This is a genomic window from Tianweitania populi, from assembly GCF_014652875.1.
GTDB classification, from domain to species: Bacteria; Pseudomonadota; Alphaproteobacteria; order Rhizobiales; family Rhizobiaceae; genus Tianweitania; species Tianweitania populi.
Map to the genome: position 1 here is coordinate 709,771 of NZ_BMZQ01000002.1, position 15,133 is coordinate 724,903.

Consider the following 15,133-nt stretch of genomic DNA (forward strand, 5'->3'; position numbering starts at 1 on the left):
GCGTTTCGCGCAAACTTCATCCAGAAACCAGGCATAGCTTCTTAGGTGAGCGGAACTTCATACTCCAAAGGCGGCTTGTTGGAATAAATATGCCGCGTGCAGGCATGTTGATGGCATGTCGTTGCTCAGCCAGCCACCAAGCGGTCAGCTGGCACGCTGGAAGTCAGCCGAAGCCTGGCGTCAACTCAAGCCACGATCGATCAGACGTGCTGACCGCCGTTGATGTGGATTTCCGAGCCGGTGACGTAAGATGCCTGGCCGGAACACAGGAAGAAGATGATATCCGCCACTTCCGCCGTGGTGCCGAGACGGCGCATCGGGATCTGCTCGACGATCTTGTCGGTGCCCGGCGACAGGATCGAGGTGTCGATTTCGCCCGGTGCGATTGCGTTGACACGGATGCCATGCGGGCCGAAGTCGGCAGCCATTTCGCGCGTCAGCGAGCCAAGGGCGGCCTTCGAAGTCGCATAGGCCGTGCCGGCGAAGGGATGGACGCGGCTGCCGGCGATGGAGCTGACATTGACGATCGAGCCCTTTGCCGCCGACAATTCGCGAAACAGGCCGCGCGCCAGCATGATCGGCGCGAAGAAGTTGACCTGGAACACGTCGCGCCAAACATGCATCGGCGTTTCGATAGAGTTCATCCGCGCCCCGTCTTTCAGCTTGGGCGAGATGGCGGCGTTGTTGACGAGGGCGTGAAGCTCACCGCCATTGTCTTCCAGACGGTGACGGATTTCGGCCACTGCGCTGCCGACATCCTCGGGATCGCTGAGGTCGATCTTGATGTGATCCTCGGGCCCAGACGGCCAAGGGCAATCTTCCGAGAAATCCTGACGCGAGCAGGTGATGACCCGCCAGCCTTCGCGCGAAAAGCGCTTCACGGTGGCATGGCCGATGCCGCGGCTCGCGCCGGTCAGCACAAGGGTCTTACGGGTGTCATTCTCGGCCATGAACGGAATCTCCAGCAGGCGCTATGTAGCGAATGACTGATCGTATTGCGAGATGGCGCAGTGCGGCTTCCGCATGAACCTTCGTCGCAGACCTCACTTGCCGAGAATGATCGACAGGATGCTCTTGCTGGAAGCCGTTCCGCCCACCTCTGCCTGCGGCCGACGGATCGCACCGGTTGCCGGGTTTTCCTGATCGTCGGCCCGCACGCTGACGGGCTGAGTGGCCGGCTGCGATGGCGGCATCGGCAAAGCCGGTTGCTGTTGTTCAGGCGCGGCCGGGTCCTCGGACGAGCTGATGATGGCATCAAGCTGCGGCTGGGCACGGTAGAACTCGACGCCCGGCAGCTTGACCGGCTGCAGGCCTTCGTGGGCTGCGGCCATGAAGTCGTGCCAGGCTATGGTGGCCAGCGAGCCGCCGGTCGCGTTCTTCATCGGCGACCCGTTGTCATTGCCGAACCACACGCCCGTGGTGAGATTGGCGGTGTAGCCGACGAACCAGGCGTCACGCGAGTTCTGCGTCGTGCCGGTCTTACCCGCGGCCGGCCAGCCGAAGCCTGCGCGCTTGCCGGTGCCGGCTTCGATGGTGCGCGACATCATGGAATTCATCATGCCGACGATATCGGCGCGCACCACACGCGGCGTGTCGGTGGCGCGGAAGTCGTAGAGCACCTCGCCCTTGGGCGTGGTGATGCGCTTGACGACATGAAGGTCGGCCTTGAAGCCGCCATTGGCATAGGGAACGTAAGCCGCCGTCAGTTCGAGCGGCGTGACGTCTGACGTGCCGAGCGCGATGGAGGCGTTGCGGTCGAGCTTGGAGTTGATGCCCATGCGGTGCGCGACTTCGATGACATTGTCGACGCCAGCTTCACGGGCGAGCTGCGCGGCTACCGAATTCAGCGACTTCGACAGGGCTTCGGTGAGCGTGACGCGGCCGAAATACTTGCCGTCATAGTTTTCCGGCTTCCATTTACCGATCGTGATCGGCGCATCGTTGCGCACGGAATCCGGCCGGGCACCCTGTTCCAGAGCGGCCTGATAAACGAAGGGCTTGAAGGCCGAACCGGGTTGACGCCGTGCGGCGGAGGCGCGGTCGAACTGGCTCGTGGCATAATCGCGGCCGCCGACCATGGCGCGGATCGCGCCGGAATTGTCGATCGACACCAGCGCGCCCTGGCTGACCTTGTTCTTGGCGCCGTTCTCATCGATCAGCGTGCGGATCGAGAGTTCGGCGAAATGCTGCAGCGTCTGGTCGATCGTGGTTTCCACCACGATGTCGCTGTTCACTTCGCCGACCAGTTCGGGCAGCGCATCCATGACGCGGTCGGCGACGTAGTTTTCCGAGCCGGTCCAATAAGAGGCAGCGCGCGCGGCCGGCGTGCTTATGGCGGTGGCCAGTTCCTTGTCGGCAATGACGCCCTGATCGCGCATGGCGGTGAGCACGACCTGGGCACGGTCTTCGGCCGCTTGCGGATCACGCGCCGGCGACAAACGCGACGGCGCTTTCAGCAGGCCGGCGAGCAAGGCTGCCTGCGAAAGGCTCACATCCTTTGCCGACACGCCGAAATATCGACGCGACGCGGCTTCCACGCCATAGGAACCGGAGCCGAAATAGACCCGGTTGAGATACATTTCGAGGATCTCGTCCTTGGTGTGTTCATGCTCCAGCCAAAGGGCCAGCATGACTTCCTGCACCTTGCGCTCCAACGTGCGCTCGGGCTTGAGGAACAGGTTCTTGGCGAGCTGCTGCGTCAGCGTGGAGCCGCCTTGCGCGACCCGGCCGCGCACGAGGTTCTGGAACACCGCGCGTCCCAGACCCAGCGGATCGACGCCGAAATGCTGGTAGAAACGTCGATCCTCGATCGCCACCACCGCTTGCGGAATATAGGGCGACATTCGGCTAAGACTGACCGCCTCGCCGCCGGTGGCGCCGCGATTGGCGATCAGCATGCCATCCACGGCAACGATCTTCACATTGGGCGGACGGTCCGGGATTTCCCAGGTCGTGGCGCTGGGCATGCGCGCGGCATAATAGGCCATGAGGCCGACACCGGCGATGCCGCCCCACAGGCACAGAACGAGGCCCCAATAGATGGCGCGGCCAAACAGGCCGAGGCCGCCGCGACGACGTTTCGCACCGCGTGCGGATTTCCCGCGCGGCTCGGCCGCATTCTTGGCTCCTCTGGCTTTGGCTTTGGCAGGACGGACGATGCGGTCATCCGAACTCACCGACAGCCCGTCACCGCTAGACGGCGCGCCAAAGCTCGGTTCGATCCGTTTGCCGCCCCCACGTTTTGCCGCCATGCCTACACGCCCCCAAAGTCCTTGCCGTGCTCAACGGCGTCGCTGCAGGGTAAATGCGGCGCCTTTAGGGGCGGTTAACCCTCCCGCGATGTGAGGCCTGGCGCGGGCTGCCCCTTAATCGCCCCTTCAGGGCCTTCGCTTAAGCAGGAAGCTGTCATGGAGGAAGCGCTGGAAATGGCGGCTACGGGGACGGAGCGGGTCGACTGGGTCGATACGGCAAAGGGCCTGTGCATCATCTTCGTGGTGATGGTGCATGCGGTGCTGGGCGTGGAACTGGCGGCCGGCGAGCAAGGCTGGATGCATCACGTCGTAACCTGGGCACGGCCTTTCCGCATGCCCGACTTCTTCATGATTTCAGGGCTGTTTCTCAGCCTCACCATCGACCGGCCGTGGCGGCGTTATCTCGACCGCAAGGTCGTGCACTTCGCCTATTTCTACGTGCTGTGGCTCGCGATTCAGTTTGCCTTCAAGGCGCCGGGCATGGCGATGGAAGAAGGCGCGGGTTCCGCGCTAACCAACTTCCTCCTGTCCTTCGTGCAGCCCTTCGGCACGCTGTGGTTCATCTATGTGCTGCCGATCTTCTTCGTGGTCGCGCGCTTGCTGAAGGGCGTGCCGGTGGCGATCGTGCTGCTCGCCGCGGCAGTGCTCGAAATCCTGCCGATCTATACGGGCTGGCTGGTGCTGGACGAGTTCTGCTCGCGCTTCGTGTATTTCTATGCCGGCTATGCGCTGGCGCCGTGGATCTTTGCGCTGGCCGACAAGGTGCGGGCAAAGCCGGCCACGGTGCTGGGCTTCCTAGCGGTCTGGGCGGGAATGGAAGCCGTGCTTGTTTTCACACCGGTGCCGGCTCGCCTTTATCCGCTCGTGGCGCATGAGATCGGGCATACCGGTGCGATCGGCGGGGTGGCCGAACTGCCGGTGGTGAGCTTGATCCTTGGCTTCCTGGGTGCCTGTGCCGTGGCGGCGGTGGGTACGCTGTTGTCGCGGCTGGCGGTGATGCGCTGGCTGACCTGGCTCGGCGCCCACTCGATCGTGGTTTATCTCGCCTTCTTCCTGCCGATGGCGACAACGCGGGCCGTGCTGTTGAAGCTCGGCGTTATCGGCGATGTCGGCACGATGGGCGTGCTGGTCACCGCAGCCGGCGTCCTTGGCCCGGTGATCCTGTATCTGCTTGTGCAGTGGAGCGGCTTCGGCCGCTGGCTGTTCAAGCGGCCGGCCTGGGCTTCGATCGAGCACACCTCCGCAAAGGCGGAGCGCCCGATCGCTGTGGCGGAATAAGCTCGCTCAGGAGTGGGAGAAGATGTCCTGCTCTTCCCAGCCCATCAGATCGAGCTTGGCGCGGACGGGAAGGAACTGGAAGCAGGCCGCGGCCTCACCCGTCCGGTTTTCACGCGCGAGCCGTCCCGCCAGCACATCGCGCAGGCGGTGGAGGTAAAGCACGTCCGACGCGGCATAATCGAGCTGTTCGGGTGACAGTTCGGGCGCGCCCCAGTCGGACGACTGCTGCTGCTTGGAAATGCCGACGCCGAGCAGCTCGTTGCAGATGTCCTTGAGCCCATGCCGATCCGTGTAGGTGCGGGTCAGGCGCGAGGCGATCTTGGTGCAGAACACCGGCTCCGGCATCACACCGAAGGCATGATAAAGCACGGCGAGGTCGAAGCGGCCGAAGTGGAACAGCTTGGTGATGGCGGCATCGCCAAGCAGCTTCACGAGGTTGGGCGCTTGCTTCTGGCCGGCCGCGATCTGGATTACATCGGCCGTGCCGTCGCCCGGCGAAATCTGCACTACGCAAAGGCGGTCGCGATGCGGGTTGAGGCCAAGCGTCTCGGTGTCGATCGCAACGGCGTCGACCTGGTAGTGCTCGAGATCCGGCAGGTCGCCCTGGTGGAAGCGGATGGTGGGCTTGGTGTTCATTTGGCAAGCGCGTCCAGGATACGGGCCCAGGATCGCTGGCCCTTGCGGAAGGATTCGACGTCGTATTTTTCGTTCGGCGAATGGATGCGGTCGTCTGAAAGGCCGAAGCCGACCAGCAAAGATTCCATGCCGAGATAGGTCTGGAAGTCGCCGACGATGGGGATCGAGCCGCCCATGGCGATCATCACGGCAGGCTTGGGCCATTCGTCCGAAAGTGCTGCCTGCGCCTTCGACAGGAAGGGCGCGTCGTAAGACAGCTGGATGGCCGGCGAGCCGCCATGTTCCTTGCCCCATTCGGCACGGCAATCGGCCGGCAGACGTTCTTCCACGAAAGCGTGGAACGCCTCGCGGATCTTTTGCGGGTCCTGCTTGTGGACGAGGCGGAAAGACACCTTGGAAGACGCCTGCGCCGGAATCACCGTCTTGAAGCCGGGACCGGTATAGCCGCCGGTGATGCCGTTGAACTCGGCGGTTGGGCGCGCCCAAACCAGCTCCAACACGGAACGGCCCTGCTCACCGGATGGCTGCGACAGGCCAATCGGCGACAACATGCTTTCAGCCGTCTCGCCGAGATTTTCCCAGCTCTTCAGGATCTCGGTTGGGGTTTCTTCCACGCCGTCATAAAAGCCGGGAATGGTGACGCGGCCGGTCTCGTCATGCATGTCGGCGAAGATCTTCGCCAGAACGCGGATCGGGTTGGCAGCGGCACCGCCGTAAGAACCGGAATGCAGGTCGCGATTGGCGGCGTGGATGGTCAGTTCTTCGCCAACCAGACCACGAAGACCGGTCGAGATCGCCGGCGTTTCGCGGTCCCACATGCCGGTATCGCAAACCAGGGCAAAGTCGGCCTTGAGCTCTTGCTTGTATTCTTCGAGGAACGGTTTCAGCGACGGCGAGCCGCTTTCTTCCTCGCCCTCGAACAGGATGGAGATGCGGCAGGGAAGCTGATCATGCGCTGCCTTATAGGCGCGGCAGGCTTCCACGAAGGTCATGATCTGCCCCTTGTCATCGGACGATCCGCGCGCGCGGATCACCTTGACGCCGGTTTCGTCCGTATCAATCGCCGGATCAAACGGATCACGGTCCCACAAATTCAGCGGATCGACCGGCTGTACGTCGTAATGGCCGTAGAACAGGACGTGCGGGCTGCCGGCCGGGCCGTCATGATGAGCGACGACCATCGGATGGCCGGGCGTGTCGCGGACACTCGCCTCGAAGCCGATGGCGGTGAGGTCTGCCACCAGCCATTCGGCGGCCTTGCGGCATTCGGCGGAAAAGGACGGATCGGTGGAGATCGACTGGATGCGCAGGAGATCGAACAGGCGATCGAGGCTGGTGTCGAAATTGCTGTCGAGAGAATCGAGAACGGGGGCGAGCGTGGCCAAGAAACGGCTCCGATGCTTTTGGAAAGTGCGGCGAACCTAGTGGATCGAACCCGCAAAGCAAAGGTGGCAGATCGCCTCAAAGAAGCGGCCACCGTGGTGGAGGGGGAAACCACGGTGGCCGTATCAGAATGCGGCAGCCCGGAGAGGGGGATGAGGCTACCGCATTTAATCCGGTTGGAGGCGGGGGACGGGCCTTGGCCGGATCCGGCAACGTTGTGCCGACCCGCTGTATTTGTGATGCACAAGGTGTCCAATCAAGGGCAGCAAGATTACATCTTCGTAACGTCGTCGTTACTTATGATGAGAGCGGTTGAACTGCTTTGCAGCTGCTTGCGAACCAACAACGCGGCCGCGCGTTCACCCGCTGAGCGAAGCGGAGTTTACCCATGAAACCCGAACAAGCGAAGCCAGCCGATCCGAGCCGTACCGGGCCTGCAGTGGATGACGAAGATCCCGACAAGAGCCCGATGGCGCCGGGCGTGATGCCGACCGGGCCGGCGCAGCCTTTCGATGTCGAGCATGTCGAAAGCGATCGCGCCAAGAGCCAGGGCCCGCGCCTCGGCGAGGGTTCCAGCTCATAGGCTTTGGCAGGATCGGTTGCCGGTGTTCTGGCGTGACTTCGCGATGGACAGGGTTCGCGCCCGGCGGTAGGCGTTAGCCCATGAAAAAAGGCGATCATCTCTTTCTCGTCGACGGCTCCGGCTACATCTTCCGCGCTTATCATGCGCTGCCGCCGCTTACCCGCAAGTCCGACGGGCTGCCGGTGGGTGCGGTATCCGGCTTCTGCAACATGCTGTGGAAGCTGGTTCGCGATGCGCGCGATACCGATGTCGGCATCGTGCCGACGCATTTCGCCGTCATTTTCGATTATTCCTCGAAGACGTTCCGCAACGAGCTGTTTTCCGAATACAAGGCCAACCGCTCCGCGCCGCCGGACGATTTGATCCCGCAATTCGGTCTGATCCGTCAGGCGACGCGCGCCTTCGACCTGCCCTGCATCGAGATGGAAGGCTTCGAGGCCGACGACATCATCGCAACCTATTGCCGGATGGCCTGTGAGGCCGGCGCAGACACAACGATCGTCTCGTCCGACAAGGATCTGATGCAGCTGGTCGGCGCGTCCGTGCAGATGTACGATCCGATGAAGGACAAGCAGATCGGCGTGGCCGAGGTCATCGAGAAATGGGGCGTACCACCTGAAAAGATGATCGACCTGCAGGCGCTGACCGGCGATTCCGTCGACAACGTGCCAGGTGTGCCGGGCATCGGACCGAAAACGGCAGCGCAGCTCCTGGAAGAGTTCGGCGATCTCGACACGCTGCTGGCGCGTGCTTCCGAGATCAAGCAGAACAAGCGCCGCGAAACCATCATCGCCAATGCCGACAATGCCCGCGTTTCACGCGAACTGGTGAAGCTGCGCAATGATGCGCCCTTGCCCGAGACGCTGGATGAACTGACGCTTCGGCCAGTCAACGGTCCGATGCTGATCTCCTATCTCAAGGCCATGGAGTTCACCTCGCTGACGCGCCGCGTGGCGGAAACCACCGGCACGGACGCCAATGCGATCACGGCCGGCACGGTGACGCTGGAGGGTTTTGAGACCGCGCATGGGCCGGACCTCGACGCCAAGCCGGCCGCAGCATCGACCAACGCAAAAGCGGACACCGGTGCAGCTTCGGGCCAAAAGACGCCGGCTGCTCTTGCCGAACGCCGAGCGCAGGCTGGCGCCGGGCAGACGATCGACCTTTCCGCCTATCGCACCATCCGCGACCAGGCCGGGCTCGATACGCTGATCGCGGAAGCCTATGCGGCCGGTGTCGTCGGCTTCGATCTGCAGATGACCTCGATCGACCCGATGCTGGCGGAGATTACCGGCATCACGCTCGGCACTGGCGCCGGCCAGGCCGGTTACATCCCCGCCGGGCACAAAGCGCAGGACAGTGATCTGCTCGGCTCGGGCCGGATGGATGGCCAACTTTCGCTTGAGGCGGCACTAGAGGCGCTCGGGCCGCTTTTGTCCGATCCGTCGGTGCTGAAGGTTGGCCATAATCTCAAGGCCGAATATCTTCTCCTGTCGCGCCACAACATTGCGCTGGAAGCCTTCGACGACATCATGCTGATGTCCTATGTGCTCGATGCCGGTTCTGGCAACCACACGCTGGATGCGCTGGCGCAGCGCTGGCTCGGCCATGCCGCCACGACGGTCAAGGACCTGCTTGGTTCGGGCCGCTCCGGCATCAGCTTCGACCGGCTGGAACTCGAACGCGCGACGCAGGCCGCCGGCGAGCAGGCCGATCTGTCCTTGAGGCTGTGGTCGATCCTCAAGCCGCGACTGGTCGCGGAAGGTCTCGTTTCGATTTATGAGCGGCTCGAACGCCCATTGGTTTCCACGCTGGCGCGGATGGAAAGCCGGGGCATCGCGATCGACCGCCAGATGCTGTCGCGCCTGTCCGGCGAATTGGCGCAAAAGGCCGCCGGTCTCGAAGACGAGATCTACAAGGCCGCCGGCGAGAGTTTTACCATCGGCTCGCCCAAGCAGCTTGGCGACATCCTGTTCGGCAAGCTTGGGCTTCCAGGCGGCGCCAAAACCAAGACCGGCCAGTGGTCGACCTCTGCCCAGGTGCTGGAAGAACTGGCAGCTGAAGGGCACGATCTGCCGCGCAAGATCGTCGATTGGCGCCAGCTGACCAAGCTGAAATCGACCTATACCGACGCCCTGCCCGGTTATGTGCATCCCGAAACGCGGCGCGTGCACACCTCCTATTCGATGGCGTCGACCTCAACCGGCCGTTTGTCGTCGACCGAGCCGAACCTGCAGAACATCCCCATCCGCACGGCGGAAGGGCGCAAGATTCGCACGGCCTTTATCGCCGAAGAGGGCAACCGCCTGATCTCGGCCGACTACAGCCAGATCGAGCTGCGCATCCTCGCCCATGTCGCGGATATTCCGCAGTTGAAGGCGGCCTTCGCAAATGGGGACGACATTCATGCCATCACTGCGTCCGAAATGTTCGGCGTGCCGGTGGAAGGCATGCCGCGCGATGTGCGAAGCCGGGCCAAGGCGATCAATTTCGGCATCGTCTATGGCATCTCGGCCTTTGGGCTGGCCAACCAGCTGTCGATCCCTCGGGAAGAAGCCGGCGCTTACATCAAGCGCTATTTTGAGCGCTTCCCCGGCATCCGCGACTACATGGACGCCACGAAGGCCTTCTGCCGCGACAAGGGTTATGTCGAGACGATCTTCGGCCGCCGCGCACATTATCCTGATATCCGCGCATCCAATCCCTCGATCCGCGCCAACTCGGAGCGCGCGGCCATCAATGCGCCGATCCAGGGTTCGGCGGCCGATATCATCCGCCGTGCGATGGTGAAAATGGATGGTGCGTTGGAAGCAGCAGGGCTGGGCGGTGTCCGCATGCTCCTGCAGGTACATGACGAATTGGTGTTCGAAGCAGCCGAAGGGGATGTCGAGAAGGCCATTCCCATCATCCGCAAGGTGATGGAAGACGCGGCAATGCCGGCCGTCGCGCTATCTGTGCCGCTACAGGTCGATGCGCGCGCAGCCCATAACTGGGATGAGGCGCACTAAAGCAATTCCAGAAAAAAGTAAGAAGCGGTTTTGCGTCCGGAAAATTGCGTCTAACTAAAGAGCTGCAGCATTTTCGGCGATCCTTCTTTCGCCGGAAATGCTCTAGGCCTGCATCACTGCCTGGGCGCCGTAATTTTGGTTGCAGCTGAAGAGCTGCAGCCGCTTCGGCGGCTGGGCCTGCGCCTTGCGATGGCACGCGGTTGCGTATTCGATAGCCTGCTTCAGTTCATCGTCCGCACAGGGCTTGGACAAAACGCCAAGCGTGCCCGGAATACCCTCGCCAAGCTGCGACGGATTGGCAGTCATGAAAAGAACGGTGATGCCGTGTTTTTCGGCCAGTGCACGGCCGATCTCGGGGCCGGTCGCACCATCACGGAGATTCAGGTCGACAAGGGCGACTTCGGCTTCGGCAGCCAGCTTGAGAGCTGTTTCGCTATCAGCCGCGATACCGACAGGCTTGTAACCGAGTTCTTCAACGACATGCTCGATCTCGATTGCGACGAAAATCTCGTCCTCAACCACAAGTACCTTGCATGCCATTTCGGTCGTCATCCCTATCGCACGGTCCCCAACTCGGGAGTTCGGCTTTGGTTGCAGCATACGTAAACTTTTTTAACAACAGGCTTGAGCGACGCCGCGTAAAGCCGGCTGCGGCAAAGGCAACCGTCCCTCACGCATTGAGGACCTGGTTTGTCGCGCCCATATCATCGGCATGACCGGAGTTCGTTCCATGGATGCCAAGCCCTCTCCTTTCGTGCCGCCAGCGCCGAAGCCGCGCACCGTGCCCCCGTCGACCTTGCAGATGATCGGCATCGTGTACCGCAACCCGTTGGAACTGTGGGGTGAGCCGTCCTACAACGAGCCCTGGATCAGCGTGTCGGGCGTCGGCGGGCCGCTCCTGATTGCCAACGATCCCGGTCTGATCCGCCATGTGCTGGTGGACAATGCCAAGAACTACAAGATGGCGACAGTGCGCCAGAACATCCTGCGGCCGATCCTGCGCGACGGACTGCTGACGGCTGAAGGCGCGGTATGGAAGCGCTCGCGCAAGGCCATGGCGCCGGTGTTCACACCGCGTCACAACAAGAATTTCGCGCAGCCGATGCTGAAATGCTCGGTCCACTTTGCCGAGAAGTATGCCGAACAGAGCGCGCCGGTGGATGTCGCACGCGACATGACCACCCTGACCTACGAGATCCTGGCCGAAACGCTGTTTTCAGGCGAGATCGCCGGTGAGCCGGGTTCGTTCGAAACGCAGATCGACCGCTTGTTCGAAACGATGGGTCGCGTCGATCCGCTGGATCTGCTGCGCGCGCCAAAATGGCTGCCACGTTTCACGCAGATCCGCGGCCGCAAAGCGATGGCGTATTTCCGCCAGATCGTGGCAGACACGATGGATCTGAGACGAAAGCGCATGCAGCGAACGCCCGACGACGTGCCGGAAGATTTTCTCACCCTGCTTCTGCGCGCGGAAGGTCCGGACGGGCTGACGCGCAGCGAGGTCGAAGACAATATCATCACCTTTATCGGTGCCGGCCACGAGACCACGGCACGCGCGCTCGGCTGGACGCTGTATTGCCTCGCCAATGCGCCTTGGGAGCGCGAGAAGATCGAGGCCGAGATTGACCAGGTGGTGGCGACGGTGCCCGATCCGGTCGACTGGTTGGACGCGATGCCGCTGACACGCGCGGCCTTTGAGGAAGCGATGCGGCTTTATCCGCCGGCACCCTCGCTCAACCGCGAGCCGATCGAGGACGACCGTTACGGCGATCTCGTGATCAAAAAGGGCACGCAAGTTCTGATGATGCCGTGGACCGTGCATCGCCACCGCAAGTTCTGGGATCAGCCGGATGCCTTCATGCCGGAGCGCTTTCATCCCGAGAACCGCGACAGAATAGACCGCTACCAGTATTTGCCGTTCGGCGGCGGCCCGCGCACCTGTATCGGCGCGAGCTTTGCCATGCAGGAAGCAGCGATTGCACTGGGCGTGCTGATGTCGCGCTACCAGTTCAACACGACCGCGCAGACCAACCCCTGGCCGGTGCAGAAGCTGACGACGCAGCCGGAAGGCGGGTTGTGGATGACGGTGACGAAGCGGGGTTAGCGGTGGGCGCGGCTAGTTCCGTGCCTGGTAGATGTTCGGCACATGGATCGGCCAGCGCCAGGGAAGCACGGCCACCATGTCGAAGCGCAGGGACAGGCGGGCGTAGTCCGGCTGTCTGGCGAGCCACAGATCGGCGGCGGCTTCGATGCGGCGCTGGGCCGACGGGCTGATCGCGTCCATGGCCTGAGACAAGTTTGCGCGCGCTTTGACCTCAACGATCAGCACCAAGTTACCTCGTCGAGCGATGAGGTCGATCTCTCCGCCTTTGGTGCGATAGCGGCGCGCGACAATACGGTAGCCTTTCAGCATCAGCGCCAAAGCGGCCAGCCCTTCGCTGGTATGGCCGCGCTTGTAAGCCTTGAGCTTGGCCTTGGCCGGCGTTTTCAAGCTTGCGCGTCCTTCAGGGCCAGCAAGCGCTTATAGAGGTCGCCCTTTGCAAGCCCGGTTTGCTTGGCCGCTTCCCCGGCAGCTTTGGCCGTCGACATCTCCCCGGCAAGCGAAAGCAGCAGGGCGTCGACGTCGGCTTCTTGCGGGGTGTCGGGCGCGATCGGCGGAGCGACGCAGATGACGATCTCGCCCTTTGGTGTGTCGGCCTCTGCATAATGCGCGGCTAGTTCGGCGAGCGTTCCCCGTCTTACTTCCTCGAAGGTCTTGGTCAGTTCGCGTGAGACGGTTGATTGGCGGTCGGCGCCGAGTTCATCGGCCATAGCAGCCAAGCTGACGGCGAGACGGCGCGGTGATTCATAGAAAATCAGCGTGCCCGGGATGGCTTTCACCTCGTTCAAGCGGGTGCGCTTTGCGCCATCTTTCGACGAAAGGAAGCCGGCAAAAAAAAATGAATCCGTGGCAAGGCCGGATACTGCGAGGGCCGATAGGACCGCCGATGCGCCGGGGATCGGGACGACGCGCAAGCCTGCTTCCGCCATCGCGCCGACCAGGCGATAGCCGGGATCGGAGATCAGCGGCGTGCCGGCATCGCTGACAAGCGCGACGCTCTTGCCGCTTGCAATCGCTTCAACGAGGCGCGGTGTCGCCTCGCTTTCATTGTGCTCGTGATACGCGAAAGCGCGGCGGCGGATGCCGTAGCGGTCCAGCAGCACGCGCGTAACGCGGGTGTCTTCGCAGGCGAGGATGTCGGCGGCAGCCAGAGTTTCCAGCGCGCGCAAGGTGATGTCGCCAAGGTTGCCGATCGGCGTCGACACGATATACAGCGCGGGCTCGAGCGGACGGGTCGGCATGGCGGTCTGGCCGATCATGAAGCTCTTCGGCGCTTCCACTTCGTCCTGCACGGCGTGTTCCTTCAGGGTCATTTCAGCCCGAGCTTTGACACGGCGCGCGCAAGCTTGCAAAGTCCCGCGCGATTTTTAAGAGCCGGCATCAAGGCCGGAAAGGATTGTTGTGACGCGTTTGTTGTTCCGTCAACTTGGAATGCTTTTCGGGCTCGGCCTGCTCAGCGCCTGCCAGACCAATGTCCCGGCGGGTTTGCCGAGCCAGACCGCGGTGCAGGCGCCTGCCGATGTTCAGGTGCCAACGCAAAGCGCGCTGCCGCAGGCCAATGGCGAGGTGCTGGGTCAGGGATCGGTGCGCGTCGCGCTTCTTCTGCCCCTGTCTGCCGAGGGCACGAGCGCGCAGGTCGGGCGCGAGTTCCGCAATGCGGCGGCGCTTGCGATGGAAGATGTGGGCGCCAACACGCTGCAGCTGGTGATCAAGGACACCGGCCGGGATGCGACGCGCGTGCAGGCAGCGGCCAGCGAAGCCGTGCTGGAAGGCTCGTCCCTGGTGCTCGGCCCGATCTTTGCAGCTGATGTTTCGGCAGCTGCCGGCGTGACGCGGCCGGCAGGCAAGACGATGATTGCCTTTTCTTCCGACCGCAACGTCGCGGGCTCGCGCGTTTACCTGAACTCCTTCCTCCCCGGCGGCGTGGTGACACGCACCGTGTCTTACGCTTCGCAGAACGGGGTTCGTTCGGTTCTCGGCTTCTTCGCCAACGGTCCGGCCGGCGACATCGCGGAACAGGCGGCGCGTGCGGCGATCCAGGCCAATGGCGGCGTGATGGCGGCTTCAGTGCGCTATGACGGCAACGAGGCGTCGATCCAGCAGGCTGCGGCCGCTGCCGTTCCGGTTCTGATGCAGGCTGACGGCATTCTCATTCCCGAAGGCGGGCCGACGCCGACGGCGATCCTCGGCGCATTGCGCTCCAATGGCGGCGATCTTACGGGCAAGCGCCTGCTCGGCACCGGTCAATGGACGACGGCGAACCTGAGCGATCCGGCACTGCAAGGCGCTTGGTTTGCCGATAGCGACCAGCAGCGGCTGACGGCTTTCAAGGCGCGTTACCAGGGCAAGTTCGGAACCGCACCCACGGCCAATGCAGCGCTTGCCTATGACACGGTCGTGATGGCCGGCAGCGTGGTCAAACGCTTCGGCCCAGCGGCCTTCGCCAACAGCGTGATCGAGGCTGACTCTGGCTATGCCGGTTATGCCGGTGTGTTCCGCTTCGAGCCGGATGGTACGACACAGCGCGGCTACGCTATCTATGAAGTCAGCGCCGGCGGTGCGACCCGCGTCGTCAACCCTTCGCCAAGGAGCTTCAGCGGCAGCTAGTCAGCCATCATTGCGCCATAACGCTGCTTAAGAAATTTCCCGTCTGCCCAAGAAGAAGGCGGAACATGCAAGCGCTTTAAGCGTTTACGCGGGTCGGGAGAGTGTCATGAGCAAGCTGCAGGTTCAAAACAGTTTCGAGCCTTATTATGCTGGCCGGAACACGGATGTTTCCAAGTGGACGGTTCGCAAGAAGACCGGTGACCGGATTGACCGTGTCAAGGTCGAGCATGGTGCGGACGATGAATCCGCGGTGACCTCGCGCGAAGCCACCAACCGAGCCTGATCG

General features: G+C 62.8%; 13 protein-coding genes. 6 read left to right on the forward strand and 7 right to left on the reverse strand.

The features are described from left to right. Window positions 1-200: 200 nt before the first annotated feature. Window positions 201-950, reverse strand: a complete 750-nt coding sequence (locus tag IE166_RS12690) for an SDR family NAD(P)-dependent oxidoreductase (protein ID WP_189504370.1) — start codon at window positions 948-950, stop codon at window positions 201-203. Window positions 951-1,043: 93 nt separating this feature from the next. Then, window positions 1,044-3,251: a transglycosylase domain-containing protein gene (locus IE166_RS12695; protein ID WP_189504372.1), complete on the reverse strand. Its 2,208-nt coding sequence runs from the start codon at window positions 3,249-3,251 to the stop codon at window positions 1,044-1,046. A 156-nt stretch (window positions 3,252-3,407) separates the two neighbouring features. Here IE166_RS12695 and IE166_RS12700 point away from each other — a divergent pair, with 156 nt between their 5' ends. Then, entirely contained in the window at window positions 3,408-4,529 is a 1,122-nt protein-coding gene (locus IE166_RS12700; protein ID WP_244641456.1) for an acyltransferase family protein, read from the forward strand. 6 nt (window positions 4,530-4,535) lie between these two features. Here the strand turns inward: IE166_RS12700 and IE166_RS12705 are convergent, their stop codons facing one another. After that, entirely contained in the window at window positions 4,536-5,165 is a 630-nt protein-coding gene (locus IE166_RS12705; protein ID WP_189504374.1) for a ribonuclease D, read from the reverse strand. Beyond that, entirely contained in the window at window positions 5,162-6,550 is a 1,389-nt protein-coding gene (locus IE166_RS12710; RefSeq protein WP_189504376.1) for a M20/M25/M40 family metallo-hydrolase, read from the reverse strand. Before IE166_RS12710 ends, IE166_RS12705 begins: the two co-directional genes overlap by 4 nt. Before the next feature lie 386 nt (window positions 6,551-6,936). On the opposite strand from IE166_RS12710, the gene IE166_RS12715 reads away from it, so the two are divergent. After that, window positions 6,937-7,131, forward strand: a complete 195-nt coding sequence (locus IE166_RS12715) for a hypothetical protein (protein ID WP_189504378.1) — start codon at window positions 6,937-6,939, stop codon at window positions 7,129-7,131. Between the two features lie 80 nt (window positions 7,132-7,211). Next, entirely contained in the window at window positions 7,212-10,139 is a 2,928-nt protein-coding gene (gene polA / locus IE166_RS12720) for a DNA polymerase I (protein WP_189504380.1), read from the forward strand. 102 nt (window positions 10,140-10,241) lie between these two features. On the opposite strand, the gene IE166_RS12725 is transcribed toward polA, so the two are convergent. Continuing rightward, window positions 10,242-10,679 (reverse strand): response regulator, encoded by a 438-nt coding sequence (locus tag IE166_RS12725; protein ID WP_244641457.1) that lies wholly within the window; start codon window positions 10,677-10,679, stop codon window positions 10,242-10,244. A 190-nt stretch (window positions 10,680-10,869) separates the two neighbouring features. On the opposite strand from IE166_RS12725, the gene IE166_RS12730 reads away from it, so the two are divergent. Further along, window positions 10,870-12,243 (forward strand): cytochrome P450, encoded by a 1,374-nt coding sequence (locus IE166_RS12730; protein ID WP_189504384.1) that lies wholly within the window; start codon window positions 10,870-10,872, stop codon window positions 12,241-12,243. Window positions 12,244-12,255: 12 nt separating this feature from the next. Here IE166_RS12730 and IE166_RS12735 read toward each other — a convergent pair whose 3' ends face one another. Then, the gene (locus tag IE166_RS12735; RefSeq protein WP_189504387.1) at window positions 12,256-12,630 is read right to left on the reverse strand and encodes a YraN family protein; all 375 of its coding nucleotides are present in this window, start codon (window positions 12,628-12,630) and stop codon (window positions 12,256-12,258) included. After that, window positions 12,627-13,553: a 16S rRNA (cytidine(1402)-2'-O)-methyltransferase gene (gene rsmI, locus IE166_RS12740; protein WP_385965735.1), complete on the reverse strand. Its 927-nt coding sequence runs from the start codon at window positions 13,551-13,553 to the stop codon at window positions 12,627-12,629. Before rsmI ends, IE166_RS12735 begins: the two co-directional genes overlap by 4 nt. 88 nt (window positions 13,554-13,641) lie before the next feature. On the opposite strand from rsmI, the gene IE166_RS12745 reads away from it, so the two are divergent. Further along, window positions 13,642-14,847 (forward strand): penicillin-binding protein activator, encoded by a 1,206-nt coding sequence (locus tag IE166_RS12745; RefSeq protein WP_189504389.1) that lies wholly within the window; start codon window positions 13,642-13,644, stop codon window positions 14,845-14,847. A 106-nt stretch (window positions 14,848-14,953) separates the two neighbouring features. Beyond that, window positions 14,954-15,130 (forward strand): hypothetical protein, encoded by a 177-nt coding sequence (locus IE166_RS12750; RefSeq protein ID WP_189504391.1) that lies wholly within the window; start codon window positions 14,954-14,956, stop codon window positions 15,128-15,130. Window positions 15,131-15,133 lie beyond the last annotated feature (3 nt).